Origin of the sequence: Paenibacillus sp. FSL A5-0031 (assembly GCF_001956295.1) — a bacterium.
Classification (GTDB): Bacteria; Bacillota; Bacilli; order Paenibacillales; family Paenibacillaceae; genus Pristimantibacillus.
Genome location: NZ_MRTD01000009.1, coordinates 96,370 through 121,781, shown reverse-complemented (window position 1 = coordinate 121,781; position 25,412 = coordinate 96,370). Strand labels below are relative to the sequence as shown.

Genomic DNA, 25,412 nt, shown 5'->3' with positions numbered 1-25,412 from the left:
TGTAAGCGCTTCATAGTAATTCTAAACTCGCACAATATTAACTAACTAGGAGAATGAACCATGAAATTTTTAATCGCTATATTAGGTTTGCTTGTTGTTCTTGGGCTTTCTTACATCGCGAGCAATAACAAAAAGAACATTCGCTATAAACCACTCATTATCATGGTCGTCCTGCAGGTGATTTTAGCCTTCGTTCTATTAAACACCTTAGCTGGTGCTGTTTTAATTAAAGGGTTCTCCAGTATGTTTGAGAAATTGCTTGGCTATGCCCATACCGGGATTGAATTCGTATTTGGCGGCTTGCTGAATGAAGGACAGTTTTCTTTCTTCTTAAGTGTGCTGCTGCCAATCGTGTTTATTTCCGCGCTCATTGGTATATTGCAATACATCAAGGTTCTGCCGTTTATCGTCAAATATATCGGTCTTGTCTTGAGCAAAATAAATGGCATGGGCAAATTGGAGTCCTATAATGCGGTAGCTTCTGCAATTTTGGGACAATCAGAGGTTTTCATTTCCGTTAAAAAACAAATCGGGTTGCTGCCTAAACATCGGTTGTATACGTTGTGTGCCTCGGCGATGTCTACGGTGTCGATGTCGATTGTCGGCTCGTACATGCAAATACTCGATCCAAAATATGTAGTTACAGCGCTTGTGCTGAATCTGTTTGGCGGTTTCATCATCGCTTCCATTCTTAACCCTTATAAGGTTGAGCCGGAAGACGATATTTTGCAGGTGCAAGAAGAAGAAAAACAATCCTTCTTTGAAGTGTTGGGCGAATATATATTAGATGGCTTCAAGGTTGCTATCATCGTCGCAGCCATGCTTATCGGTTTTATCGCCATGATCGCGCTCGTAAATGGACTTTTCAGCGGTATCATTGGCATCTCGTTCCAAGAACTGTTAGGCTATATTTTTGCTCCCTTCGCTTTTATCATGGGTATTCCATGGAAAGACGCAGTCGACGCAGGAAGCATTATGGCTACAAAAATGGTATCCAACGAGTTTGTCGCTATGCTTGAGCTAGAAAAATATCCTAATTTGTCCGCTCGCGCTGTCGGCATTGTCTCTGTATTTTTAGTTTCATTCGCCAACTTCTCATCGATCGGCATCATTGCCGGCGCTGTGAAAGGGCTGCATGAAAAACAAGGTAACGTCGTGGCTCGATTTGGGTTAAAATTGTTGTACGGGGCTACTTTAGTTAGCGTCTTGTCTGCCATTATTGCCGGACTGTTTATTAAATAACAAGGAGCCTAAAACCAATGAACAAGTTTCAAAGAATTCACCTTGTAGTCATGGACTCTGTAGGTATCGGCGAGTCGCCGGATGCAGCCAGCTTCGGGGACGTTGATGTCGATACACTCGGTCATATCGCACGGGAATGCGGTGGTCTGGAGATGCCTAATATGGCTAAGCTCGGACTATCCAACATTAAGGAAATTGCTGGAGTGAAGGTCGCAGACCAGCCGCTTGCTTATTATACAAAAATGCAAGAAGCATCCAATGGCAAAGATACAATGACGGGTCACTGGGAGATCATGGGACTCCATATTGCAGTACCTTTTCGTGTCTTCGCAGATGGATTCCCACAGGAATTGATTGCTCGCATTGAAGCTCATACCGGTCGCAAGGTCATTGGAAACAAACCTGCAAGCGGCACTGAGATTATCGACGAGCTTGGTGAAGAGCATATGCAGACGGGTGCGCTAATTGTCTACACCTCTGCTGATTCCGTGCTGCAAATTGCTGCTCATGAAGAGGTTGTTCCGCTCTCCGAGCTTTATGAAATTTGTGAATTTTGCCGGGAAATCACACTGGAAGATCCCTACATGCTGGGAAGAATTATCGCACGTCCTTTTGTTGGTGAGCCCGGCCATTTCAAAAGAACATCCAATCGCCATGACTATGCGTTGAAGCCATTTAATAGAACAGTTATGAATGAGCTAAAAGATGGTGGATTCGATGTCATCGCTCTTGGTAAAATATCCGATATATACGATGGTGAAGGTGTTACGAAAACCGTGCGTACAGTGTCCAATGCAGACGGCATGGATCAATTTATCAGGGCCCTTGACGAATCGTTTACGGGAATCAGCTTCTTGAACCTCGTTGATTTTGATGCGCTATTCGGGCATCGCCGCGATCCAAAGGGCTATGGACAAGCATTGGAAGAATATGATGCTCGTTTGCCAGAGGTTTTCGCCAAATTAACAGATCAGGACTTGCTGATCATTACAGCCGATCACGGCAATGATCCGACTTATCATGGTACGGATCACACTCGCGAATATGTGCCTCTACTCGCATACTCGCCGCGTTTTCAACAAGCTGGTCAAGCTCTGCCTATAAGCGAAACCTTTGCAGATATTGGGGCAACCATTGCTGAAAACTTCGGAGTGAAGATGCCTGAGCATGGCAAAAGCTTTTTGGGACAATTAAAATAACAATTTTAGAGGAGAATGTTGATGAGCGTTCATATTGCAGCCGAACAAGGCCAAATTGCAGAAACTATTTTATTGCCGGGAGATCCGCTGAGAGCCAAATATATTGCGGATACGTATTTGGAGGATGTCATCTGCTATAACGAAGTTAGGGGCATGCTAGGTTTTACAGGTACTTATAAAGGAAATCGCATTTCCGTGCAGGGAACTGGAATGGGCGTCCCTTCCATCAGTATTTATGTGAATGAATTGATTAAGGAATACGGCGTTAAAAATCTAGTTCGTGTAGGCACTTGCGGCGCTATGCAGGAAAGTGTACATGTTCGTGAAGTCATTTTGGCACAAGCCGCTTGTACAGACTCCAGCGTGAATCGCCATGTTTTTGGCGGATATGATTTCTCGCCAATCGGCAGCTTCTCCTTGTTAAAGGCAGCCTATGAGCGCGGTATTGAAAAAGGGCTAAAATTGCATGTTGGCAATATTTTCTGCTCGGATACTTTCTACCGCGATGATAAAACAATTGTTCAAAGACTAATGGATCACGGCGTTCTAGGTGTAGAAATGGAAACAACAGCACTTTATACTCTTGCAGCTAAATACGGCGTCAACGCTCTAACGATTCTAACGGTAAGCGACCATCTTCTAACTGGCGAAGAAACGACTTCGGCAGAGCGTCAAAGCACCTTTAACGATATGATGGAAGTTGCTCTTGAAACCGTAATTTCACTATAATTTGATATTAAATAATCAATGAACAGCGAGGAGACAACAACATGAGAATGGTTGACCTAATTGAGAAAAAACGTGACGGCGGAGAGCTTACAACAGAGGAAATCAACTTTATTATTGAAGGTTATACGAAGGATGAAATTCCTGACTATCAGGTTAGCGCCTTGGCTATGGCTATCTTCTTCAAGGATATGACAGAGCGCGAACGCGCTGACTTAACGATGGCGATCGTGAATTCCGGCGATACGATTGATCTGTCGGCAATTGAAGGCGTGAAGGTAGATAAGCACTCCACTGGCGGTGTTGGCGATACAACTACGCTTGTACTTGCTCCACTTGTTGCTGCACTGGATATCCCGGTTGCCAAAATGTCAGGCCGCGGCCTTGGCCACACTGGCGGTACGATCGACAAGCTGGAAGCCATTGCTGGATTCCATGTGGAAATCGGCAAGGATGAATTTGTGAACCTCGTGAACAAGGATAAAATTGCGGTTATCGGACAATCCGGCAATTTGACGCCAGCTGATAAGAAGCTATACGCTTTGCGCGATGTTACAGCAACGGTTGATTCTATTCCGCTCATTGCCAGCTCGATTATGAGCAAGAAGATTGCTGCCGGTTCAGATGCTATCGTGCTGGATGTGAAAACAGGCGCTGGTGCGTTTATGAAAACTGTTGAAGATGCCAAAGAGCTTGCACATGCTATGGTAAGCATCGGCAATAACGTTGGCCGTAAGACGATGGCTGTCATTTCGGATATGAGCCAGCCGCTTGGCCTTGCAATCGGCAACGCGCTTGAAGTGAAAGAAGCAATCGATACACTTCAAGGAAATGGACCTAAAGATTTGGAAGAGCTTTGCCTTGCACTAGGCAGCCAAATGGTGTTTCTTGCGAATAAAGCTAGCTCTCTAGAAGAAGCCGAGGAAATGCTGAAGGAAGTTATCCGTAACGGCAAAGCACTCGAAAAGTTCAAATCATTTATCGCTAATCAAGGCGGCGATCCATCTGTTGTGGATCATCCTGAGAAATTGCCACAAGCGCCTTATCTTATTGAAGTGCCTGCCAAAGCAGACGGCGTGGTTACTGAAATTATTGCCGATGAGATCGGAACTGCAGCGATGCTGCTAGGAGCTGGACGGGCGACGAAGGAATCGGAAATTGATTTGGCTGTTGGCCTCATGCTGAATAAAAAAATCGGCGATGCGGTTAAAACAGGTGAATCCCTCGTTACGATTCATTCCAACCGTGAGAATGTTGATGATGTGCTTAACATCATTTACGAAAATATCCGCATCGGCAGCAGCGTAACACCACCCGTACTCATTTACGGAATTGTGACAGAATAGTATTTCTAAAATGATCAAAAAGGACTGTTGCAGCTTGCCCTTCGGCAGCTACAACAGTCCTTTTCTTTGATTCCTGCAACTATAAGCTGCCCTCTACCTCATTGCCTTCCTTACGCCAATATTCCATGCCGCCAAGCATCTCCTTTACCTTAAAGCCAAGCCCAGATAAACGAGCGGCACCTTTCGCAGCTCCATTGCATGCCGGCCCCCAGCAGTATACAACAATGACTTGTTCCTTTAAGAAGGATGAAGTCCTCTCCTCATTAATCATATTAGAGGGCAGGTTAATCGCACCAGGAACATGGCACTCTTCATAAGCTTTTGCGCTGCGAACATCGATGAGCAGAAAGTCATTAACGCCCCGCTTCATATCATGACATACATCAGATACATCTGTTTCTACAGCCAGTTTGTTCATAAAATAACGATGGGTATCCTCCGGTGAAGCTGCTGGTGTTTCAAGAACAAGCGATTCATAAGTTTCGTTTTCCATTTCCGCTGCCTCCATTTGAGCTGTTATATTTAAGCCGTTCGCTTTCTTAAATACAATGTAGCACAGCCTTAAACAATGGAGTTATCGATAGAAATCTATAGTACACTTCATTAATTTTGATGATTAGCCCCGCCGACAAGCTCTAAGAACCCCGTAAACGCTTTGGATTTCCATTTCTTCTTGGCATAGATGAGCTGTGTATAGAACTTACAATCGGGGTGCGCAAAAGGAACAGCAATCAACTCGCCTTTCTGAACCGCATCAGCAACGACAATACGCGGCAATAAAGCAATTCCAAGACCGTACATCACACACTGCTTAATCGCTTCTAAATTGCCAAACTCATACGATAATGTATAATTCACATGGTTATGTTGGAGTACCTTGAGCAGCATAGCCCGGTAGGTGCAGCCATTCTCTGTTAAAATCATCGATTCGTTCTCCAAGTCTTCAACCTGCACTTTATCAAAGCTTCCGAAGCGATGATCAGGACTTGTAATGATGACAAGCTCCTCTTCCCTCAAAATACAGCTGTGAAGCTCAGGATCAGTAAACGGCGGATCTAAGATGATCCCGACATCTAAAGCCCCTTCTTTTACACTCTCGATAATTACCGGCTCATTCCCCGGCTGAATGACAATGTTAACCTGCGGGTAGCTTAAACGATAAGCCTGTAGATGCGGGGGGAGGAAAAAAGCAGCCAATGTCTCAATCGTACCAATGGTCAGCGTGCCCTTCGACTGTGTGGAGAGAACTTCTTTTGACTCCTCATGCAGCCTAACGATATCGTCGGCATATTGCAATAGCGCTTCCCCGGCCATCGTTAGCCTCATTTTCCTCCCAAATCTCTCCACTAGAACTGCCCCATACGATTCTTCAAGCTTCTGAATTTGAGTCGTAATACTCGACTGCGCATAACCCAGAGCTTCAGCAGCTCGTGTGAAGCTCCCCCGCTTTGCTACTTCGCGAAATGTTTTTAAGTACGTTAATTCCAAGGCGCTATTCCCCTTTCTATAGGCGAGAATCGTTCCTCCTATTGTAACAAGGATTTAGCATTTGTTCATTCGTATGTCACAACATTAAATACGTCCTAACATGATGCGCAAGCCGACTATGATCATGGACGGCACTAATAACTTATCGCTTTTTCCCCAGACCGGAGAATGGTCATTTGGCGATTGGATCGTGTAGTCTTTTGATTGTGCAAAAGCTTGCAAACGATCTTCCAATGAGTCTGTTTCACCATTAGGATATCCAACGACGACCTGCCCATTTTCTACTTGAGACGCCGTTATCCAGCTTGGGGAAAGCAATTTAAGATTAGGAGGGATGTCAGATAAGAAAAAGACGTATTCTTCACCGGATTTGAACTTCATAGAAAAATCAGGACATGCATTTCCAGCTGGATATTTGCTTCTATTGTCTATCGTTTCTGGCAAATAAATCGTCTGCGGCGCTTTGCCCGGTCCAGCATATGAAGTAACAGCCAGTGTAACTTTTCTTCCGTCCTCACTTATATCAGCCACCTTGCCATAAACCATAGCTTTCGACTCATACGCCTCTTCAAAGTTCCATGGGATAGGTGAGCAAGCATGGACAAAATTAGCGTTCACTACGATAAACAAACAGATGCAGCTAAGTGTTAGTAATAGTACTTTATTTCTCATGTTCATCACTCCCATTCATTCTTATACCCTATAACGATGGAATGGAAATAATTGTTGCTAATCTGCTGCCGACTTCAAAGCAATAACCGCAGTCGCATCTGATTTAAGTCAACGGACTAATATCTTTTCGAAAATAATAATGTTTGCTGCCTAAGGGCGCGTCTTCAAAAACCGCCACTTCTCTATAACCGTTTTTCTTATAAAATTCCGGCGCCTGAAAACTAAACGTGTTTAGCTTAATGAAGGTGCATTTCTTCTCTTTAGCTATTTTCTCTATTTGGGATAGCAGCTGGCTGCCGAGACCTGTGCCTCTAAGAGCTTGATCTACCCACAAAATATCGACCTCTATCCAATTCCAGCAAAAGACGCTTAATAGCCCGCCAAGGATTTTACCTTCGTCATCCTTTATCGTCAGGTTTATTTCCTCATAATTGTTTTTTAACTCATCAGGGACATGCCCATGATTATACTCGATCAGTTTTCTTTTCACGTATTCGCTTTCTTCTTTGCTTCCATAAGTAATTTCAGCTGACACTAGTTTCCACCGCCAAATAAGATAATATAATGATCACTTTCCAATTATAGTATATTGCACATTCAAGATGAAGCGTTTTGCTTAATCATGGAAACGGCTGCGGAAGCTGCTAGGCGACTCCCCCGTCCAGCGCTTGAACTGCCTGCTGAAGTGCGCAATATTATGGTAGCCAAGCCTCGCCGATATCGACTCTACCGTTGCTTCGGGATTCATCAGCAGCAGCTTCGCCTTTTTCAGCATCAATGAGGACAAATATTGACGTGGAGATACGCCATACACTTGGGTAAACATGCGATTAACCGATGACATGCTGTAACCAACCGAATCCGCAATTAATTTTATCGTCTCCACCTCCTCCTCCTTCTCCCCCCTCTCAGCCGTGCTTTCAACTGTACGCTCCAGCATGGCTGCGATTTGAGAGGCTGCAGCAGATTTCCGTGCGCCAGCTGCATCGCGATTAAGCTCAGATAATGTGCCGCTCAACCCGGCAAACAGCTCAAATAGCGCGGACAAAATATTCATGCGAGACTCGATTCTCACGACTGACTCTTCGGAGGTTAATGCCATTAATTTATCCAAAGCTGGCTTGATTGCTACTGCCAGCTCACTGCCAGCTTCGTGAAAACAATGGCTATTGCGAATAAGAAGCTCACGGAAAGACCTTTCATCGACGTCAAAATGCAAGCAGTAATAGGTCATTTCATCATTACAAACGACAGAGCTTTCATGATTGTCCCCCGGATTGAGCAATATAAGATCACCTGGACCTTGCTTGTAGGCATGTCCGTTAACCTTCATCTCCTGCATTCCCGATAATACGAGATTCACTTCAAATAGAGGATGCTTATGAAGCGGATATTTCCAATCCGGGTCCACTGTACGCCAGTGTGCCGCAAATACACGGAAGGTCGAGTCCATATCAGGCAGCATAAATTCCTTTCTTGCCGGTTCTCGTTTTGCTTGCATACGTTGCCCTCTCCTTCCGAAATCGCGAGTCTAATAAACTGATTGATTTGGGTAAATATCAACATGGTATGGATATGGGAACGGGTTAAAATCATTGCTATGATATAGATAGTATAGATTACAATTCATTTCCTAAAAAGGAGAAAAGATATGACTGCCATCCAAAATCCGATTTTACCTGGCTTTAATCCAGACCCCTGTATTTGCCGTGTAGGAGAAGACTACTATATTGCGGTTTCAACCTTCGAATGGTTTCCCGGCGTTGGTATTTATCATTCTAAGGATTTAAAAAACTGGAGGCTTGCCGCAAGACCTTTAAGCAGGCTCAGCCAGCTGAACATGATGGGCAATCCTGATTCTGGCGGTATTTGGGCTCCCGCACTATCCTATAGCGACAATAAATTTTGGCTCATCTATACCGATGTGAAAGTAACCGAAGGACAATGGAAAGACTGCCACAACTATTTGGTTACCTGCGACACGATTGATGGCGAATGGTCCGAGCCCATTCATGTGAACAGCTCCGGCTTCGATCCATCGTTGTTCCATGACGAGGACGGCAAAAAGTATTTTGTAAACATGATGTGGGATCAACGGGTCGGCCATCATAACTTCTATGGTATTTTGCTGCAGGAATACAGCGCGAGTGAGCAGAAGCTAATCGGCAAACCTGAAATTATTTTCAAAGGAACCGATATTAAGCTGACCGAAGCTCCTCACCTCTATAAAATGAATGGCTACTACTACTTGCTTACGGCTGAAGGCGGCACCAAATATGAGCATCAGGCGACCATCGCTCGCTCCAAACAGCTTACCGGACCATATGAGGTGCATCCGGAAAATCCGTTAATCACATCGTTCCATGCACCGCGTATTCCATTGCAAAAGGCGGGCCATGCTTCCATCGTTCAAACGCATACGGGCGAGTGGTTCTTAGTGCATCTAGTTGGACGACCTCTCTCCAGAGAAGGCCAGCCGCTGCTTGATCCGCGTGGATACTGCCCGCTTGGCAGAGAAACAGCTATTCAGCGGCTCGAATGGCGCAATGATTGGCCTTATGTCGTCGGCGGCAACCAACCTTCCCTTGTCATTGAAGGACCGAACATTCCCGAAGTGCAATGGGAGCGCGATTACCCAGTTAAGGACGATTTCGATAGCAGCACGCTAAATCTGCATTTCCAAAGCCTGCGCATCCCTTTAGGAGATCAAATTGTTTCTTTGACCGATAACCCTGGACATCTTCGTCTATACGGCAAAGAATCATTGACTTCTAAATTTACACAGTCATTTATCGCAAGGAGATGGCAGCATTTCAACTTTACAGCTGAAACAAAAATCGCATTTCATCCGACGTCCTTCCAACAATCAGCCGGGCTTGTGAACTACTACAACACGCAAAACTGGACATCCTGCCAAATCTCATGGAATGAGGAAAAGGGAAGAATCTTGCAGCTTGTTGCATGCGATAATTTTTCGTTCTCTGAGCCGCTTCAAGGTAGCGAAATAGCAATTCCAGAAGACGTTGCCTATGTGCATATTCGTGTTGACGTAGAGAATACACTGTATTACTACTCTTATTCGTTTGATGGCAAGAGCTGGACTCGTCTGCCTGTAAACTTCGAATGCTACAAGCTATCGGATGACTACATTCAAGGCGGCGGCTTCTTCACAGGCGCATTCGTCGGCATGCAGTGTCAAGATACATCGGGACGCAGCCTGCATGCAGACTTTGATTATTTTATATACGACAATCATTAATGAAGCAAGAAAGCTTTTGGGAGCTGAGCATCGTTCCTAAGAGCTTTCTTTTTTTATACTTTGCATAAACGAAAGAACCTCCATAACCACTGCTGTGATTGGAGGTTCTTGTACGATTCAGATACTGCCAAGCGGACGACGTCCCATCATCAGCTTTAGCCTTTGACTGAACCTGCCGCTATGCCTTCAACGATACGATCACTTAAGAATAGGAATGCAATCAATATTGGCAATATACTAATCATTAATGTAGCGCCGATTGCGCCCCAGTCCGTCGTATACTGCCCGATGAAGTTTTGCACGCCGACCGTCAGCGTTTTATAGGCATCTGAGCTTATAAATGTATTAACGAAAATAAATTCATTCCAATTATAAATCATGTTAATAATGCCTGTCGTTGCGATAACAGAGCCTGTCATCGGCAGTACGATTCGGAAAAATATTTTGTTCACGGAGCAGCCGTCAATAACCGCCGCTTCTTCTACCTCACGCGGCAAAGCATAATAGAAGCCAAGCAGGATCATAATCGTGATCGGCATATTGAACGCTACATAAGACAAAATAAGCGACAACGGATGATCAATGAGATGTATTTTGTTGAATATGCTGAACAACGGAATGAGCGTCGAATGCACCGGAATCATCATCGCAACCATGAATAGACCGAGTACAAAAGAGCTTCCTTTCCACTTCAACCTTGTTATCGCGTAGGTAACCAGGCTGCCTAACACAATCGTAAGCACCGTCGCTACAACCGTAATCCATACGCTGTTGAAAAAATAAACATCAATATTTCCAGCGCTCCATACCTTCTCGTAATTTTCCCACCTAGGATTCATAGGCAGTGACAGCGGAGGAAGATTGAATACTTCCTGATTGTTTTTAAGCGAGAAAAACAGCAGCCATACGAGCGGGAAAATTTGCAATATGGCAACGACCGATAACACGATATATAGTACGGAATAACCCAGTTTGCTTGCTATCCAAGCGCCGGAGCTTTTGTTTCCGTTCCTCAGCTGTCCTGCAGTTCCGGGCATCATGAAGCTTCCCTCCTTACGAATATTGAATCGTATCTTTTGTAGCAGTCAATTTTCGGATTATCCAAGTTACGATGAGACAGATGATAAGCAGGAAGAAACCAATTGCACTGCCATAACCAAAGTCATATGCCCGGAAAGCTTGGTGATACATGTACGATGCCATCACTTCACTGGAGCCATTTGGCCCACCATCTGTCATGACATAGATCAGATCAAAGTATTTAAGCGATCCAACAATCGCCAGCACGATCGTTACTTTAATGACCTCCATCGCCAGCGGAAGCTTGATTTTGTAAGCGATTTGAAAGGCGTTCGCGCCGTCAATCTTCGCCGCTTCCTCAAGTGAAGCTGGGATGTTCTTAAGCGCAGCGTAATAAATTAAAATATAAAAGCCCGCATACTGCCAGAGGATTGGAATGAATAAAGCAAACAATACCAGTGATGACTCAGCCAGCCATGCGGGAGGATTTGCAAACCCAATGGATTCGAGAAAGCTGTTCAGAATCCCATTCGTTGGATGATAAATTTTCAGCCAAAGCTGTGCAATCGCTACGGACGACAGCAGCATCGGAATCAAATATATTTTGCGAAAAAAATTGACGCCCTTTAGTTTGGCGGACAACACCATAGCAATAACTAAATAGAGAATGAGACTAAGTGTTGAAAAAACAGCTAACATAAGCGAATGGCCCGCGCTGTTCCAAAACATTTTATCCTTAATTAGAGCTTGATAATTATCCAAACCAATAAATTTCATCGCTCCAATGCCATTCCACTGGTTTAATCCATAATAGCCAGTCAGAACGATTGGAATGTATACAATAGCTAATATCAAAAGCAGGGAAGGCAGCACATACAGCGCAATGATTCTTTTGTTCGACATGACCTTATCCAAATTAGCCGACTCCTTTCTCATTCTCAAGCAGTAAGCATTTACCCGGCATCATATGCCGGGTAAACGGCTTCCCTGCTCCCTATTCTAGAAGCTGTCAGTTTCCTTTGGAAATGGCCGCATCATGCTCTTCAGAGAATTTCTCTGGTGTCACTGCTTTGCCGAATAACGCTTGAATTTGGTTGAGATGCGTTTCTGCGGCATTTGCTTGCATTTGTACATCTGCAAACAAGGTAATGCTGCTAGCTTTGTTCATTTCATTGAACAGATCTACATATAGCTGAGGCAGCTCAAGCTTGGAAGTATCCACCTTCGTTGCTGGAATAACACCTGCTCCAGTAACGGATTGCTCTCCCCATTTTTCCACAAAATATTCTACGAAAGCTTTCGCTTCTGCTTTGACGTTTGAGCTTTCTGAAACGAACAATCCAACGCCTGGTCCGCCTACCCAGCTGTTGATATCGCCTTTGCCGCCTTCAACCGTTGGGAACTTGAAGAAACCAACGCTGTCGCGGAACTCTTTAGGAATATCTTCATTCGTTGTGAAGTTAGGAAGCTCCCACGTACCCATCATGTACATAGCTGCTTTGCTGTTCAGAAACTCTGATTTTGCTTCTTCGTTGGACAAGCCGTTAAAGCCTTTTACGAATGCGTTGCTGTCTACAAGCGATTGAACCTCACTAGCCGCTTTTACTAGGTTTTCATCCTTGAAAGATCCTGAGCCGCTAATTGCTTTGGACAATGCTTCTTGTCCTGCAAAACGATCTGCAAGGTACATATACCACAATGATCCAGTCCAACGATCCTTGTTGCCAAGGGCGATTGGCGCGACACCGTTTTCAGAGAGCGTTTTCACAACTTGCTTAAATTGCTCGTAGGTTTGCGGCACTTCCAGCTTGTATTTCTCAAAAAGCGCTTTATTGTAATATACCGGTGAAATATTAAATTCAAGCGGCAAACCATACGTTTTACCGTCTACAGCATAAGCCTCTGTTGTGCCGCTGACGAATTTGCCATTAAGATTTCCGCTTAGCAAATCATCCAGCGGTGTGAACAGCTTGCCCTCTACATACGGTTGAAGGAAGCCCGCTGCCCAAGTAACGCCTACATCCGGCAGTTGGTTTGATGCTGAAAGCACTTTCAATTTATTTTTATATTGTTCGTTATCGAGCACTTCTTGTTTGATCGTAACGTTAGGGTTCTCTTTTTGATATTCAGAAATAATTTGATTCACAATTTTGTTTTGTCCAGCCGATACACCCTCAGGCCATAAGTGCATAAAGTTAACCGTTACTTTCTCGGAACCGCTTCCATTTGCACCATTCTTTGAACCCTCTTTACCGCCATTGTTCGAATTTTGACCGCAGCCTGCTGCAACAACTGCAAGACATAGAGTCAATAGGAGAATCGTCCATTTCTTTTTGAACACGTTTACAACCCCTTTTCTGCTGGTGATAGATTTGAATCTTACAAATCCATTTTATCAACACGATGTCAGCATCGTAAGGGTACATGAATTGGGGAAAATACTACTTTTATTGGATTGTCTCCTCGGAATGAGCGATCGTTCTTCGGTATTGACCCGGGCTAGTTCCTTCAAGCGAACGAAATACTTTCACAAAATATTTCGCCGTTTGATAACCGACTTGTTCAGCAATATCAGCAATCGCAAGTCTTGTCGTAGACAGTAATTCCTTAGCTCTTTGCACCCTTTTTCTCGTCAAATAATCGCTAAACGTAAGCCCCGTCTGCTCCTTAAAGAGCACGCTGAGATAGCTTGCATTCATATGCAAATGCTCTGCTGTATCGCGCATAGTGAGCGGCTTCTGCAAATTGTCTTTTAAATACTGAATCGCTTCTTGCACCTGCGGGCTATAGCGGTCTTCTTCCTGCGCAATATCCAGCAGCTTCGGGTCCATTAGCTTCTCCATGCGCTCAATCCGGTGTTTGCTTTCTTCTCTTTTCATAGCAAGCTCTACCGCTTTAATAAGTTTAGTTTTATCCAAAGGCTTGAGCAGATATTCGACCACGCCAAACTGCAGCGCCTTCTGTGCGTAATCAAATTCAGGGTGACCCGAAATAATGATGACAACAGGAGGATGCGGCAGCTGCTCGTTTATTCGCTCCACTAAATCGAGCCCTCCGATTTCAGGCATGCGTATATCGGTGATTAGCAAATTCGCCTCGTTATGCTTCAGCCACTCCATCGCTTCTATTCCATTGGATGCGGTCTCTATCCGATATTGTCCAGCTGACCATGCTTCAAGCACTTTGCGTACGCCTTCCCTCGTTCTCGGTTCATCATCCACGATCAGTATGGTTTTCAATTGAAATTTCCCTCCCATGTTCATTCGGTATCTCAAAGGCGACGGTTGTTCCACTGCCAATCTCGCTCTTTATTTCCAAGCCTTTGGTCTCCAAATGATAATAAAGCAGCAATCTTCGCTCCACATTGCTTATGCCAACTCCAGTTCCTTTGGAGGAAGCTTGATGCTGACCCTTGTCCATTGCTGCGTATAACGCCCGAATTTTCTCCTCATCCATGCCTGGTCCATTATCCGTTACAGCGATGCGAGTATAACCCGTCCGCTCAGACGGCTCGACCCGAACAACAACGGTACCTGCCCCAATTCGCTGCTCAACGCCATGCAGAATAGCATTTTCCACGAGCGGTTGAATAAGAAGCTTAGGAATTGGCACACTGCGGCAATTTTCATCTGATTCAACCTTCCATGTCAGCCTATCGATCATGCGCATATCCATTATTTTCAAATAACGCTGCGCATGTTCAAGCTCATCACCGATCGTTACCCATTCATCCTCATCCGCGTGTGAAATGACATACCGGAACAAACCAGACATCGCAATAACAACATCCGCCAGCTCCTCTTCGCCTTTCTCATCCAGCGCCCAATAAAAGGCTTCCAACGTATTAAACAAAAAGTGCGGATTAATTTGCGCTTGCAGCGCCTTCAGCTCCGTCCGGCTTTGAACAATTTCCTTCTGATAAACAACATCAATAAGTTCATTCAAAGAGCCAACCATCTGATTGTACGTATTATTAAGCTCGTTAATTTCCATCGTTTTGGACGTAACCGGTATCGGCTTCAAGGTCCCAAACTTCGCATTGCGCATCACTTTAATCAAATTCAATATCGGGCGAGTAATCATCGTTGATAAAATAAACGTTAAAATAAGAAATAACATGCCGCCTACTAAAATCGAAACAATAATAACGGTACGTAAAATCGAAATGCCTTCGGCAGCATACTTTATCGGCGTTAAAATAATAATTTTCCAGCCGGTCATTTCCGATTTTTTCTCAATGGCCATGAACCGTTCTCCGTCCAGCGCTACCGTCTCATCCCCTTTATTAAGCATCTTCTCAACGTCTACTTCCTTCGAAAAATCGGAGGTAATCGTCTGATTCTCGGCATCGAATAAACCCATCATTTCGCTGGAACCATTGTCAGCGTTTCCATTCGATTCGGTGAGCTCAAAATATTTTTTATCAATTTGCACCATCAAATACCCTGCATGCGAGAAGGAATGGTCAATAAGCCGAACATGGCGAATCGCAATGATGGAATCGGGGTACCTGGGGTCCATCCCGAACCAGACCAACCTGCCTCTGCCCTTGTCCACAAGGCTAAGCCAGTCCATAGATATCCGGTTGTCCAAGCTTATATCCGTGAGAGGGAACAGCATCCGATAGTCCGTTGTGTACAGCTCCAATGAGCGAATCCCCGTTGCATAAGCTTCTTGCTTTCGTATCTCCTGCTGAAGGGATTGACGCTCTTCAAAGCTGATCTTTCGTCCTTGCACCTCTTGTGCCATCAACCGCTGGATCGTTGCGCTTGTTGCTACCTGCATTGTAAACGTATCGATCTGCCGCAGCAGCACATCCAGCTTGCCTGTCGCTTGAACAGCCGTTTGTTGAATATGTTTTTCCGCATTGTTGCGCAGCAGAACCGAAACTTGATCATACGTAAAAAAGCCGACCGCCCCCAGCACGATAACCATAACGAGCATGAAGCCAAGGAAAATTTGATTACGCAATGTATTCATTTGTCCGAAACGATTCATGCCTACACTCCTTGTCCCATTCATTTCGTTTTTACTATACACAATTAAGATAATAAAAAGAAAGCCCTATCATTTCCACTGCTAATATATTAATTAATTAGATTAATAATCCATTGTTCACTGTAATCAGATATAATGATCATAAGCTTATGGCATATCAGAATATCTGCTTGCTAATCATCTTAGAGAGGGGAATTCCGATGACTGTCGATTTCCTAGTACGCAATAACGTAAATGTTTTAGGCAAAGGTGAACAAACGATTGTATTTGCTCATGGATTCGGCTGCGATCAAGATATGTGGCGCTACATCGTCCCGAGCTTTGAAGATGATTACCGCATCATCTTGTTTGATTATGTAGGTTCTGGAGAATCGCAAATTGATTATTATGAACCCGAAAAATATAGTAGTTTACATGGTTATGCGCAAGATGTCATTGAAATTATGGATACGCTGCATGTAAAGGATGCTATATTTGTTGGCCACTCCGTTAGCAGTATGATTGGGATGCTTGCATCCATTCACAATACGGAATATTTTAAACACATCATTATGCTTGGTCCTTCTCCGCGTTATGTAAACGACCTTCCTGATTATTATGGAGGTTTCCATAGGCATGAAATTGATGAATTGCTTCATATGATGCAAATGAATTTTATTGGCTGGGCGAGCTACCTTGCGCCAATCGTCATGCAAAATCCAGAACGCAAGGAATTAACTAGCGAATTGAAAAAAAGCTTTTGCTCTAAAGATCCCCATATTGCAAGGCAATTTGCTGAGGTAACTTTTTTATCCGATTGTCGCGCTGATCTCATTCATGCAACCGTCCCTACCCTCATTCTTCAATGTTCTGACGACAGCATTGCTCCTATTGAGGTTGGCGACTATTTGCATGCTCATCTTAAAAACAGTACTCTTCAGCATATGCTCGCAAAAGGCCATTACCCGCACTTAAGTCATCCCGAAGAGACGACGCAGTTGATCAAACAATATCTATCCACCAACTAGAACTTGAAGAGAGGCATTCGTAACATGGATACCCAGTTAAATTATGCCCCCTGTGGATTTTTCACTATTTCAAGTACAGGGGTCATTCTAGAGTTCAATCAAACGCTGTTAAACATGCTTGGTTTTGACCGGCAGGAGCTGCTGAACCGACATATTGAAACCACTATGTCTCTTACGAACAAACTGTTTTTTCATACCTATTTTTATCCGTATATCCAGTTGTATGGGCATGTGAATGAAATGTACTTCTCGTTTAAAACGAGAGATCAGCTTGATGTGCCTGTACTGTTAAACGGTATTCGTCACGAACGGGATGGCGAAATTGTTATTGATTGTGTCGTTGTGGAAATGCGCAAACGCATTGAACATGAGAACGATATCCTGCAAACCAAAACAAAGCTGGAGGAGCTTTATCGGGCAACCAATGAAGCCAACAAAAAGCTTGAACTCCTGCATGAAGAATATGAAAGCAAACAATCGCAATTGCTAAATTTGAACCACCAGTTGGAAAAGCTAGCATCAACCGATCCTTTAACTGGGCTCAAAAACCGCAGGTTTTTTCAAGAGAGCTTACTCGCGAATATCGCATTATTTCAACAAACTGAGCTGCCATTTTCACTCTTAATTATTGATATTGATCGTTTTAAAAGCATTAACGATACCTATGGGCATCCGGTCGGTGATTTAGTTCTTACAGAGCTAGCACAATTACTCGTATCCGAGTCAAGAGAAGACGACATTGTTGCTCGATTTGGAGGAGAGGAATTCGTCATTATTATTCCTAATACCAATCAGGAGAATGCCATATTAGCAGCCGAAAGGTATCGCAGCAAGACTGAAACAGCTCATTGGGGAGAATATCATGTGACGGTTAGTATTGGCGCAGCAACGATTACGCAGGAGGATACCGATCAATCTTTGCTTCAAAAAGCTGATCAAGCGCTCTACAACTCCAAAAAAAGCGGGAGAAACCGGGTTACACACTACTCCAATTTGGAGGAGGGCTAATCGCTTGTTCCCCATTTTAAAAATAGGAAATAGACCGAGAACCACATCATCGAATGGTTTCGGTCTATTTTGATTTCTAATTATCATAAAAAGTGATCATACTCTATTCGCATTCTATATAAATTGATGATTCGAACTTGTTCCTCACTTAATTGTTCATGATCCCAATACATATGCATCAGGTTGTATTCAAACAGCTGTTTCAATTTCAAAAAAAGAGGCAATGTGTCAACCATATCCGAAGATAGATCGTGCTCTTCTCTATACCCATTAAAGAGAGCTTGCGTAATGGACTGTCGATAGTCCTTTATATTCCCTCCGCCTGAGAAAGAGAATTCCATAGCAGAATAGATGGGGACAGCTAAATCAAAAATATTAAAATGTTTTTCACAATCTTGGAAATCAATCATCGTGATTTTAGAACCGTCCACTAAGATGTTTTCTAGCCATAAATCACCGTGGATCAGTCCGTAGTTTGAATTATTTTTAGGTAAACCCTTAATTTCTGTTAAAAGATGATACGCCATTTCTCGTATTACTGTTTCTTCCTTCGGGATATGTGTGAGAAAATCATATTCCTTATTTTCGTACCAATCCTTAAGATGTGCCGTAGACTCACGATAGGACCCGGTTACACGATGCATCTTGCCTATTTGTTTTCCAACCTTTTTAAGTACGGATGTGTTCCACTCCGCCCGTGGCAAATGAATGCCCGCCGCAGCTTTATATACAACGGCCAGCTTTTCTTCATCCAGCATGATCTTTTCAATATATTGATGATTAGAAGAGTGGACAGCTTTAGAAGCGCCAACGCCTTGATGGCATAAAAAATTCGTCCAGCTCACTTCCTCAAACTGCTCTTGATAGGTTTTATAGTTCGTTATTCGAACAAAAAAGGTGCCCTGCTTAGCATCGCAACGATAGATTTCATTGGTTACCGTCTCCACCTTATAACAACCAATAGAATAAGCTTCCTTAAGAAATTTCATTATTTGTGCTTCCATATTTGTATCCGCCTCGTTATAGATAGTTATCTAAACCACTTCTTTAGTTTACCATTTATAAACATCGGGCTCCGATAAAATACATTTATACTTGTTCTTGGCATGTCCGAAATACTCTTATTGCAGCTATTTTCTATAATTTATAGTGCGTGAGCGGCTAGAAGCAGGCGATTCGCAGGTGACTGCGCTTGTACGCCAAGCAGGGCAATATTTTGGCTACGCTTTAACTAACCTGCTTCATCTATATAATCCAGATGTCATCGTGGTTGGCGGCAGTACTTCGAAATATAAGGGCTATATGGAAGCTGCCAAGGCTGCTCTTGAAGAACATGCGCTGCCCGAATTGTTGAAGTGCTGCAACCTAACAGAACCTAAGGTTCATAACCGGGTCATCGCATTCGGCGCTAGAGAGTGGATAAGGAAGCTTACTCAATAACAATAAAGCCGGACACCATTCGATTGAATAGTGTCCGGCTTTATTATAGCTGCTCCGTATGCTCATTCCCGCTTCCAGGAGCAGCCTCTATGTCATTGCCCTTATTTCTTGAAAAACACTTCAGCTTCATCCAGTGCCATCTTGTTTCCAATGGCTGAGTAATCCAGCCAAGGCTGCTCACCGATGAGGTAGACATGTCCGTTTTTAACGGCCTTCAAGCCTTTCCAGATCGGACTGCTTTGCATCTCATCATAAATTTTCTTAGCGTCTGCCTCCACATTTACAACTACAAAGATTGCATCAGCATCGAAGTCAGGCAATACCTCTTGAGATATTACTTCGTAAGGAGATGAAGTAATTTTCTCTACACCGTTTGCAGGCGTGAAGCCAAGATCATCGAATAAGATAGGTCCCATTGGACGAGGCGTACCAAATACGCGCAATTCCTTCGCCGTTACTCGAATAGCCATTGCCTTCGGGTTATCGCCCAGTTCCGCTTGAACCAGACCTTTGACGCGCTTAAGCTGTTCTTCATAATCCGCAATAAATTTTTCAGCTTGCTGCTCGCGACCTAGATCAGCAGCTAGCAGCTTCAAATGATCTCTCCATGTGCCTTCATCCAGATCGAACATTTTGACCGGGGCAATCGCCTCTAGCTTAGCCGTATCTTGACCAGCAAATTCTTTATCGGCATAAATAACGTCCGGCTCAAGCTGCAGCAGTGCCTCCATGTCTACTTCCTTCGCTACGCCAAGCTTCGCTGTGTCTTTCAAGCGATCAGCGACATGAGAAAGAAAATCCTTCGCTTTTCCGCCCAAAACACCGCCAGCCGCTGTTACATCCAGCGCAAGCAAATTATTTGTAATATGGATCGATAATGAAGCGATTTTGGGCACCTCTGCCGTCTCAGGTGTATTCGTCGCTGTGTTTTGTTCTGGTGCAGCAGTTGGAGCCGTATTTGCTCCAGACTGATTATTGTTTTTTTGACCGCAGGCAGAGAGCACAAGCACCAAAGCCATACAAATAAGCAGCAAAGCATTCATTTTTTTAAACATCGTTATATTCAACCTCAATTCGTTTTGTTAGGAGCTGCTAGCAGTAAATAGAGGAAATAAGGTGCGCCGATAGCCGCAACCAATACGCCAGCAGGAATTAAACTTGGTAAAAATAAGGATCGGCCCGCTGTATCAGCCATGACTAGAATGACGAGTCCAAGCATCCCGGATATGGGAATGACGTATTGGTGCGAGGAACCAACCAGTCTTCTCGCCAAATGCGGCGCAACAAATCCGATAAAACCGATTCCCCCCGCCATCGCAACGCTTGCGCTTGAGAGGGAGACTGCCGCTATGATGAGCCAAATCCGCTTACTGTGAAGTGATACGCCAATGCTGACTGCCGTGTCGTCTCCTAATGCAAGAGCATTCAGCGTTTTGGCATGCAGCTGCGCAAATACGCCAAAGCCAATAATCCAAGGAAACAACGCATACACATGAACCCAATCTCTGCCCCATACATTTCCGACAAGCCATCTCGCAGTAAAAGTGTAGGTTTCAGAATCAAGCCTCAGCGATAAGAACAAAGATAATGCGCTGAACCCAGCAGCGATTGCGATACCTACAAGGATGACTCTGGCAGGCTGCAGCCGTTGACCCCGCTCATAGGATAACAAGCCTATAAGCAGTGCGGTAAGCATCGCCCCGCAGAAGGTAAATAACGGGATCAATAGCGCGGACATTTTCTCCAGCGTTTTAAAGAAGCTGACAAACACAATAAGACCAACAGCCGAGCCTGCATTAAGCCCAACGACACCCGGATCAGCAAGCGGATTGCGAAATACACCCTGTAGAATGGCACCCGATATGCCAAGACCAATCCCAGCCAGCATCGTGATCAAGATCCGCGGCATGCGATAGTCGAACAACACGGTCGCTTCCTTCGTTGTGCCAAGCCCCATCAATGTTCTTAAAACTTGCATAGGAGACAGCTTAATCGTCCCTGTATTCAAACTAAAAATCAGAACCGCCATACATATAGCCATTAAGATAAATCCGACGAACAGCGCCCGCCTTGTCTGCTTGCTTTCGGAATGCAACGATTTCACTCCCATTATAAATTCCTCTTCTCTTTCCTTGCCAAATAGAGGAAGAAGGGAACTCCGAGAAGCGCAACCATAGCGCTTAAAGCAAATTCTCTAGGCGGATTAACCATCCTTGCCGCCAAATCTGCAAGCACTAGCAATATCGCGCCGAGAATCGCGGAAAGCGGAATAATGCCCCGATAATCTACACCGATCAGCTTACGGACAATATGAGGAATGACAAGGCCGACGAATGAAATGGACCCAGCAGCAGATACGGATACACCAGCAAGGATGACGCCCGCTGTAATGGCCAATATTCTTGCACGTTTTATGCGGCCGCCTAAATTAACGGCTACCTCTTCCCCAAGTGAGAGCAAAGAGATTGTTCTGCTCAGCGCAAATGTAAGCAGCAGCGCCGCTATAATAATGGGAACAAGCAGCTTTAGGTGCAGCCACTTGATTCCTGCAACTCCGCCAGAAAACCAGAACGCCAAATCCTGACTAAGGTCATAATAGATCGCGATGCCTGTGCTGATCGCTCCAAGCATAGCTGCCACTACTGATCCGGCAATCGTCAGCCTCAGCGGCGTCATTCCTCCCGGCACCCTTGAGCCTATTGCAAAAATAAAGATGGTGCTAATCATAGCCCCTGCGAATGAGCATCCGATTAGTCCTAAATAAGGCATATTCGGTGCAAAAGCAAAGCAAAGCGCTACAACGAAGGTAGCTCCAGCATTCACTCCCAAAATACCTGTATCTGCAAGCGGGTTTCGCGTAACCCCTTGCATGAGCGCTCCGGCCACTGCAAAAGCGGCACCAACCACAGCGGCTCCGATGACCCGCGGAAGGCGCAGCTCATGAATGACCTGATGGCTGGTCAATGTCGCATCATATTGAAATACGGCTGTCCATATTACAGAAATTGAAAGCTCCTTCGCTCCATACGATATCGCTAGAAACATAGCAGCAAGAAGAGCCAGCAGCGCTAAAATAAAGATAGCTATTCGCAATGACAGCTTGGCGCTCCACGTTCTTTCCCAGCTGTTTTTACCGATATCCATTTCACCTCGCCCGTATACTGATTATCATTATCAATTATATGAAGTGTCATAAAGACCGTCCATGGCTTATTTTAAGAGTTTCTATTTGGAATATTCTTAGATTCATGTATTATCGCTCACCTGTTAGTTTTTTAACCGCCTCGTCCAACTGACTTTGGACCGACGTAGGAGCATAGACGATCCACTTATCCCATTCCAGAAAATGAACCTGACCGCGGCGAACTGCTGCATGCTGAAGCCACGCTTCCTGTGTCTCTAATTGACGCAAATACTCCATCGCTTTCACATCCGGACGAACAACGATAAATAAATAATCCGAATCATATTCGATAAGCTGCTCCATCGCGATCGCTTTCCAATTGAAATGTTTAGGACCCATGTGCTCTGCGATATTTTGCTGAAGCCGCTTAGACGGCATAAGCTCAAGCGATTGATAAAAGACATGGCCAATATTGCGTGTTCCGTAAATTCGCAGCCCAAAGTGCCCTATAACACAAATGGTCACTACAGCCTCTCCGACCGTTTCCTTCACCTGCTTACGTTCAGCTTCTACCTTACGAGCATGCTGCTCCAACCACTCGCTCGCTCTTTCCATTTTGCCCACGATTCTCGCAACCTCATGAAACTGCTGGAACATATCTAGTGTCCCCCATGGAATCGTAATAATCGGAGCGAGGTCACCAATTAATTCTCTCGCCTTGGAGGTCACATTGTCCTTGCCTAATATCAGATCCGGCTTTGTCTCCAGAAACGTTTGCCGACTTACCTGCCATACATCCGATCCGTGAAAGGGAAGCGCCAGCGTCCGCGTCGTCTCCGGAATATCCTTGTACACTTGAGCAGCTACGGGTGTAATGCCAAGTGTCAGCAAATGATCCGTATAGGCATAAGACAAAGAGATAATATTCGGCTTTGGCTGTTGTTTGTACAGCGTTGGCGCATAGCCGGCATATTCCTTGAAACGGCGGCTGAAATAAAATGAATCCTGATAGCCTACACGCCTTGCTACCTCGCTCATTTTGCGATTCGTTAACAGCAGCTCTTCCTTGGCACGATTCATTCGAATGTGCGTGAGAAAAGTAATAGGCGACATATTCAGCTCCTGCTTAAACATTTGCGAATAATATGAGGGGTGCATCCCTGCTAGCTCAGCCAGCTTCTCTAGTGTAAGGTCAGAGTCATAAGCCTGATGCATATATGGAATGGTCATTTGAATAGCCCGTTTTTCTCCCCCTGGCAATACGGCGGGAGTACTACCGAGCAGCAGCTCAAGCAATTCGTACATATATAATTGAGTCCGTTTTTTCCCCATACTGCCTGAATGTACACTCCGATAGGCTTCCTTTACTTCCTCTGCAATCGCAAGGACAAGCCTTTGAATTTGATACTGATCCTGCTGTATATTACCCGTTATCGGAAAAAACAGCAGCTGATCAAACACTTTTCGCAGCGCGGTTGCTTCCGACAATTGATATAAATCAAAGGTAATCCTATAGAGCTTTGTATCCTGTCCGCTCACACTTTTAGCTTCTATTGTCATGCCTGGCTCAAGCATAAATGAGCTCTTGCGATTCAACTGAATGGGAACCCCATTTAATACAAAGGTACCTTGGATTTTCTCAAAATATATAAAGGTGAACTTCTTGATCGTTTGTGACTCCAAATGCCATTCATCGGAATCTGAAAAATAATTAACATCCTCAATTTCAATAATAGTATTCGTTAAATCCAGCTGCTGTTTAAGTTCCAGCTCCATAACCTGCCTCCTTAAGGAGATATTCCGTCGTTTTATTTCTATTATAAACTAATTTACTTGTGATACACCTGAGACAAGCAGTCTCAGCTAGATTTAGCTTTCCAACACATGTACACTAAACATCGCAAAACGCAAAAAAGAGCACCAGCAAGGTGCTCTTCTTATTCAAAACACTCTTATAATGTCGAGGCGGCCTGGCCAACTAACGACGTCAGTTGATCATAATCAACTGTATTCCCCTGTTTAAGCTTAATGGTTTTCCGTTCAGGAGGACCATCAAACAATGGCTCCGGAAACGATAGCTCACTTGCGTTAAAGATCGTAAAGCTCACCGCATCCTTCGAAGTGGAAATAACGGCAGCGTATTTTCCATTTTTCAAAAAATGAGGTTTCTTATACTGAATGCGCTCCTGAACGTCTGGGATAGCTCCATGAACAAGCTTACGTAGCTCAGAACTCAGCTCCACTTGCCAAGGCTCTTTTATCGCTGCGATAAAATCCGTTACTTCTTGATTCATTTGTTATTTCTCCTTTGTAATTAAATTCTACCTGACTCTATCATTACGTCGAACGAGGATTAACAATATCGACAGCTTCATTAAAACAAACTCAACTTTTATTTAGGATGTCAATTTGGTCTCTCAAATCCGCTTCCAGTGCCATCATTCTTGAGCCTTGCAGCAAATTCGTATCTTCAAGAAGCAGGCGGAGCTCAATTTCACCCTCGCCGCCGTAGGCTGGATTGGGCATACGCATCGCAAATGCAATGGCTTCTTCCTCCGATTTCACATCAATCAGCGTATATCCCGCAATTATTCCTTTTACCTCCGCAAAAGGGCCGACTACAACATTCGGCTTCTCTCCGTATTCGGAATACGTGATCCGCAGTCCGCTCGAGCTGGGCTGCAGACCTTCAGCAGCTAAGAGCACACCAGCCTCAGTAAGAGATTCATTGAACGAAGCCATCTCATCCATTAGCTGTCGATTGGGCTTTACACCAGCTTCAGATTGCTTGGTTGCTTTAACAATCAACATATATCGCATGTATATTTCCTCCCTATCGGTTGAGAACGAGATGATTTCAAACCATCCTCTACTTCAGCAACG

The 25,412-nt window shown here is 44.4% G+C and carries 25 protein-coding genes; 8 read left to right on the top strand and 17 right to left on the bottom strand.

What is annotated here, in order from left to right:
* Positions 1–60 precede the first annotated feature (60 nt).
* From BK120_RS17270 to BK120_RS17255, 4 genes are read left to right on the top strand one after another with little or no spacing between them, the layout of a single operon-like run.
* The gene (locus BK120_RS17270) at positions 61–1,242 is read left to right on the top strand and encodes a NupC/NupG family nucleoside CNT transporter (protein ID WP_076268744.1); all 1,182 of its coding nucleotides are present in this window, start codon (positions 61–63) and stop codon (positions 1,240–1,242) included.
* A 17-nt stretch (positions 1,243–1,259) separates the two neighbouring features.
* The gene (gene deoB / locus BK120_RS17265; protein ID WP_076268743.1) at positions 1,260–2,441 is read left to right on the top strand and encodes a phosphopentomutase; all 1,182 of its coding nucleotides are present in this window, start codon (positions 1,260–1,262) and stop codon (positions 2,439–2,441) included.
* A 21-nt stretch (positions 2,442–2,462) separates the two neighbouring features.
* A complete protein-coding gene (gene deoD, locus BK120_RS17260; RefSeq protein WP_076268742.1) occupies positions 2,463–3,170 on the top strand; it encodes a purine-nucleoside phosphorylase in 708 nt (235 codons plus the stop codon).
* 41 nt (positions 3,171–3,211) lie between these two features.
* The gene (locus BK120_RS17255) at positions 3,212–4,513 is read left to right on the top strand and encodes a pyrimidine-nucleoside phosphorylase (protein ID WP_076268741.1); all 1,302 of its coding nucleotides are present in this window, start codon (positions 3,212–3,214) and stop codon (positions 4,511–4,513) included.
* Between the two features lie 79 nt (positions 4,514–4,592).
* Here the strand turns inward: BK120_RS17255 and BK120_RS17250 are convergent, their stop codons facing one another.
* The 5 genes from BK120_RS17250 to BK120_RS17230 form a co-directional block, all read right to left on the bottom strand.
* A complete protein-coding gene (locus BK120_RS17250; protein ID WP_076268740.1) occupies positions 4,593–5,006 on the bottom strand; it encodes a rhodanese-like domain-containing protein in 414 nt (137 codons plus the stop codon).
* A 110-nt stretch (positions 5,007–5,116) separates the two neighbouring features.
* Positions 5,117–6,001 (bottom strand): LysR family transcriptional regulator, encoded by an 885-nt coding sequence (locus tag BK120_RS17245; protein ID WP_076268739.1) that lies wholly within the window; start codon positions 5,999–6,001, stop codon positions 5,117–5,119.
* Positions 6,002–6,085: 84 nt separating this feature from the next.
* A complete protein-coding gene (locus BK120_RS17240; protein ID WP_076268738.1) occupies positions 6,086–6,673 on the bottom strand; it encodes a hypothetical protein in 588 nt (195 codons plus the stop codon).
* 103 nt (positions 6,674–6,776) lie between these two features.
* Complete coding sequence (locus BK120_RS17235; protein WP_076268737.1) at positions 6,777–7,208, bottom strand: GNAT family N-acetyltransferase; 432 nt, start codon at positions 7,206–7,208, stop codon at positions 6,777–6,779.
* An 81-nt stretch (positions 7,209–7,289) separates the two neighbouring features.
* Entirely contained in the window at positions 7,290–8,174 is an 885-nt protein-coding gene (locus BK120_RS17230) for a helix-turn-helix domain-containing protein (RefSeq protein WP_076268736.1), read from the bottom strand.
* A 150-nt stretch (positions 8,175–8,324) separates the two neighbouring features.
* Between BK120_RS17230 and BK120_RS17225 the strand changes: the two genes are divergently transcribed.
* Positions 8,325–9,932 (top strand): glycoside hydrolase family 43 protein, encoded by a 1,608-nt coding sequence (locus BK120_RS17225; RefSeq protein ID WP_076268735.1) that lies wholly within the window; start codon positions 8,325–8,327, stop codon positions 9,930–9,932.
* Positions 9,933–10,087: 155 nt separating this feature from the next.
* Here BK120_RS17225 and BK120_RS17220 read toward each other — a convergent pair whose 3' ends face one another.
* From BK120_RS17220 to BK120_RS17200, 5 genes are all read right to left on the bottom strand, one after another.
* Positions 10,088–10,972 (bottom strand): carbohydrate ABC transporter permease, encoded by an 885-nt coding sequence (locus tag BK120_RS17220; protein ID WP_076268734.1) that lies wholly within the window; start codon positions 10,970–10,972, stop codon positions 10,088–10,090.
* 13 nt (positions 10,973–10,985) lie between these two features.
* A complete protein-coding gene (locus tag BK120_RS17215) occupies positions 10,986–11,867 on the bottom strand; it encodes a carbohydrate ABC transporter permease (RefSeq protein WP_076268733.1) in 882 nt (293 codons plus the stop codon).
* Between the two features lie 94 nt (positions 11,868–11,961).
* Positions 11,962–13,293 (bottom strand): extracellular solute-binding protein, encoded by a 1,332-nt coding sequence (locus BK120_RS17210; protein ID WP_076268732.1) that lies wholly within the window; start codon positions 13,291–13,293, stop codon positions 11,962–11,964.
* Positions 13,294–13,399: 106 nt separating this feature from the next.
* Positions 13,400–14,191, bottom strand: coding sequence for a response regulator transcription factor (locus tag BK120_RS17205; protein WP_076268731.1), 792 nt, complete (start codon positions 14,189–14,191; stop codon positions 13,400–13,402).
* Entirely contained in the window at positions 14,166–15,950 is a 1,785-nt protein-coding gene (locus BK120_RS17200) for a sensor histidine kinase (RefSeq protein WP_076268730.1), read from the bottom strand. Before BK120_RS17200 ends, BK120_RS17205 begins: the two co-directional genes overlap by 26 nt.
* Positions 15,951–16,150: 200 nt before the next feature.
* Between BK120_RS17200 and BK120_RS17195 the strand changes: the two genes are divergently transcribed.
* Both BK120_RS17195 and BK120_RS17190 read left to right on the top strand, forming a co-directional pair.
* Positions 16,151–16,957, top strand: coding sequence for an alpha/beta fold hydrolase (locus BK120_RS17195; protein ID WP_076268729.1), 807 nt, complete (start codon positions 16,151–16,153; stop codon positions 16,955–16,957).
* Between the two features lie 24 nt (positions 16,958–16,981).
* Positions 16,982–17,965: a sensor domain-containing diguanylate cyclase gene (locus tag BK120_RS17190; RefSeq protein WP_076268728.1), complete on the top strand. Its 984-nt coding sequence runs from the start codon at positions 16,982–16,984 to the stop codon at positions 17,963–17,965.
* An 83-nt stretch (positions 17,966–18,048) separates the two neighbouring features.
* Here the strand turns inward: BK120_RS17190 and BK120_RS17185 are convergent, their stop codons facing one another.
* Positions 18,049–18,969: a phosphotransferase enzyme family protein gene (locus BK120_RS17185; RefSeq protein WP_076268727.1), complete on the bottom strand. Its 921-nt coding sequence runs from the start codon at positions 18,967–18,969 to the stop codon at positions 18,049–18,051.
* Positions 18,970–19,114: 145 nt separating this feature from the next.
* On the opposite strand from BK120_RS17185, the gene BK120_RS17180 reads away from it, so the two are divergent.
* On the top strand, positions 19,115–19,405 hold the full coding sequence (locus tag BK120_RS17180) for an ROK family protein (protein ID WP_256710929.1): 291 nt from the start codon (positions 19,115–19,117) through the stop codon (positions 19,403–19,405).
* Between the two features lie 101 nt (positions 19,406–19,506).
* On the opposite strand, the gene BK120_RS17175 is transcribed toward BK120_RS17180, so the two are convergent.
* From BK120_RS17175 to BK120_RS17150, 6 genes are all read right to left on the bottom strand, one after another.
* Complete coding sequence (locus BK120_RS17175) at positions 19,507–20,460, bottom strand: ABC transporter substrate-binding protein (RefSeq protein WP_076268725.1); 954 nt, start codon at positions 20,458–20,460, stop codon at positions 19,507–19,509.
* A gap of 14 nt (positions 20,461–20,474) precedes the next feature.
* Positions 20,475–21,515 carry a FecCD family ABC transporter permease gene (locus BK120_RS17170; protein WP_076268724.1) on the bottom strand — a complete coding sequence of 347 codons (1,041 nt, stop codon included), beginning with the start codon at positions 21,513–21,515 and terminating at the stop codon, positions 20,475–20,477.
* Complete coding sequence (locus BK120_RS17165; RefSeq protein ID WP_083682102.1) at positions 21,515–22,549, bottom strand: FecCD family ABC transporter permease; 1,035 nt, start codon at positions 22,547–22,549, stop codon at positions 21,515–21,517. Before BK120_RS17165 ends, BK120_RS17170 begins: the two co-directional genes overlap by 1 nt.
* Positions 22,550–22,658: 109 nt before the next feature.
* A complete protein-coding gene (locus tag BK120_RS17160; RefSeq protein WP_076268723.1) occupies positions 22,659–24,305 on the bottom strand; it encodes a helix-turn-helix domain-containing protein in 1,647 nt (548 codons plus the stop codon).
* A 176-nt stretch (positions 24,306–24,481) separates the two neighbouring features.
* Positions 24,482–24,823 carry a DUF1801 domain-containing protein gene (locus BK120_RS17155; protein WP_076268722.1) on the bottom strand — a complete coding sequence of 114 codons (342 nt, stop codon included), beginning with the start codon at positions 24,821–24,823 and terminating at the stop codon, positions 24,482–24,484.
* Positions 24,824–24,914: 91 nt separating this feature from the next.
* Entirely contained in the window at positions 24,915–25,349 is a 435-nt protein-coding gene (locus BK120_RS17150; protein ID WP_076268721.1) for a YciI family protein, read from the bottom strand.
* Between the last annotated feature and the right edge of the window lie 63 nt (positions 25,350–25,412).

What these genes read in the sequence shown, in the direction of transcription:
- BK120_RS17250 (WP_076268740.1), bottom strand. Translation starts at nt 5,006, where the DNA reads ATGGAAAACGAAACTTATGAATCGCTTGTTCTTGAAACACCAGCAGCT.
- deoB (WP_076268743.1), top strand. Translation starts at nt 1,260, where the DNA reads ATGAACAAGTTTCAAAGAATTCACCTTGTAGTCATGGACTCTGTAGGT.
- BK120_RS17220 (WP_076268734.1), bottom strand. Translation starts at nt 10,972, where the DNA reads ATGATGCCCGGAACTGCAGGACAGCTGAGGAACGGAAACAAAAGCTCC.
- BK120_RS17240 (WP_076268738.1), bottom strand. Translation starts at nt 6,673, where the DNA reads ATGAGAAATAAAGTACTATTACTAACACTTAGCTGCATCTGTTTGTTT.
- BK120_RS17155 (WP_076268722.1), bottom strand. Translation starts at nt 24,823, where the DNA reads ATGAATCAAGAAGTAACGGATTTTATCGCAGCGATAAAAGAGCCTTGG.
- BK120_RS17230 (WP_076268736.1), bottom strand. Translation starts at nt 8,174, where the DNA reads ATGCAAGCAAAACGAGAACCGGCAAGAAAGGAATTTATGCTGCCTGAT.
- BK120_RS17160 (WP_076268723.1), bottom strand. Translation starts at nt 24,305, where the DNA reads ATGGAGCTGGAACTTAAACAGCAGCTGGATTTAACGAATACTATTATT.
- BK120_RS17170 (WP_076268724.1), bottom strand. Translation starts at nt 21,515, where the DNA reads ATGGGAGTGAAATCGTTGCATTCCGAAAGCAAGCAGACAAGGCGGGCG.
- BK120_RS17270 (WP_076268744.1), top strand. Translation starts at nt 61, where the DNA reads ATGAAATTTTTAATCGCTATATTAGGTTTGCTTGTTGTTCTTGGGCTT.
- BK120_RS17200 (WP_076268730.1), bottom strand. Translation starts at nt 15,950, where the DNA reads ATGAATCGTTTCGGACAAATGAATACATTGCGTAATCAAATTTTCCTT.
- BK120_RS17150 (WP_076268721.1), bottom strand. Translation starts at nt 25,349, where the DNA reads ATGCGATATATGTTGATTGTTAAAGCAACCAAGCAATCTGAAGCTGGT.
- BK120_RS17225 (WP_076268735.1), top strand. Translation starts at nt 8,325, where the DNA reads ATGACTGCCATCCAAAATCCGATTTTACCTGGCTTTAATCCAGACCCC.
- deoD (WP_076268742.1), top strand. Translation starts at nt 2,463, where the DNA reads ATGAGCGTTCATATTGCAGCCGAACAAGGCCAAATTGCAGAAACTATT.
- BK120_RS17185 (WP_076268727.1), bottom strand. Translation starts at nt 18,969, where the DNA reads ATGGAAGCACAAATAATGAAATTTCTTAAGGAAGCTTATTCTATTGGT.
- BK120_RS17195 (WP_076268729.1), top strand. Translation starts at nt 16,151, where the DNA reads ATGACTGTCGATTTCCTAGTACGCAATAACGTAAATGTTTTAGGCAAA.
- BK120_RS17190 (WP_076268728.1), top strand. Translation starts at nt 16,982, where the DNA reads ATGGATACCCAGTTAAATTATGCCCCCTGTGGATTTTTCACTATTTCA.
- BK120_RS17175 (WP_076268725.1), bottom strand. Translation starts at nt 20,460, where the DNA reads ATGTTTAAAAAAATGAATGCTTTGCTGCTTATTTGTATGGCTTTGGTG.
- BK120_RS17255 (WP_076268741.1), top strand. Translation starts at nt 3,212, where the DNA reads ATGAGAATGGTTGACCTAATTGAGAAAAAACGTGACGGCGGAGAGCTT.
- BK120_RS17165 (WP_083682102.1), bottom strand. Translation starts at nt 22,549, where the DNA reads ATGGATATCGGTAAAAACAGCTGGGAAAGAACGTGGAGCGCCAAGCTG.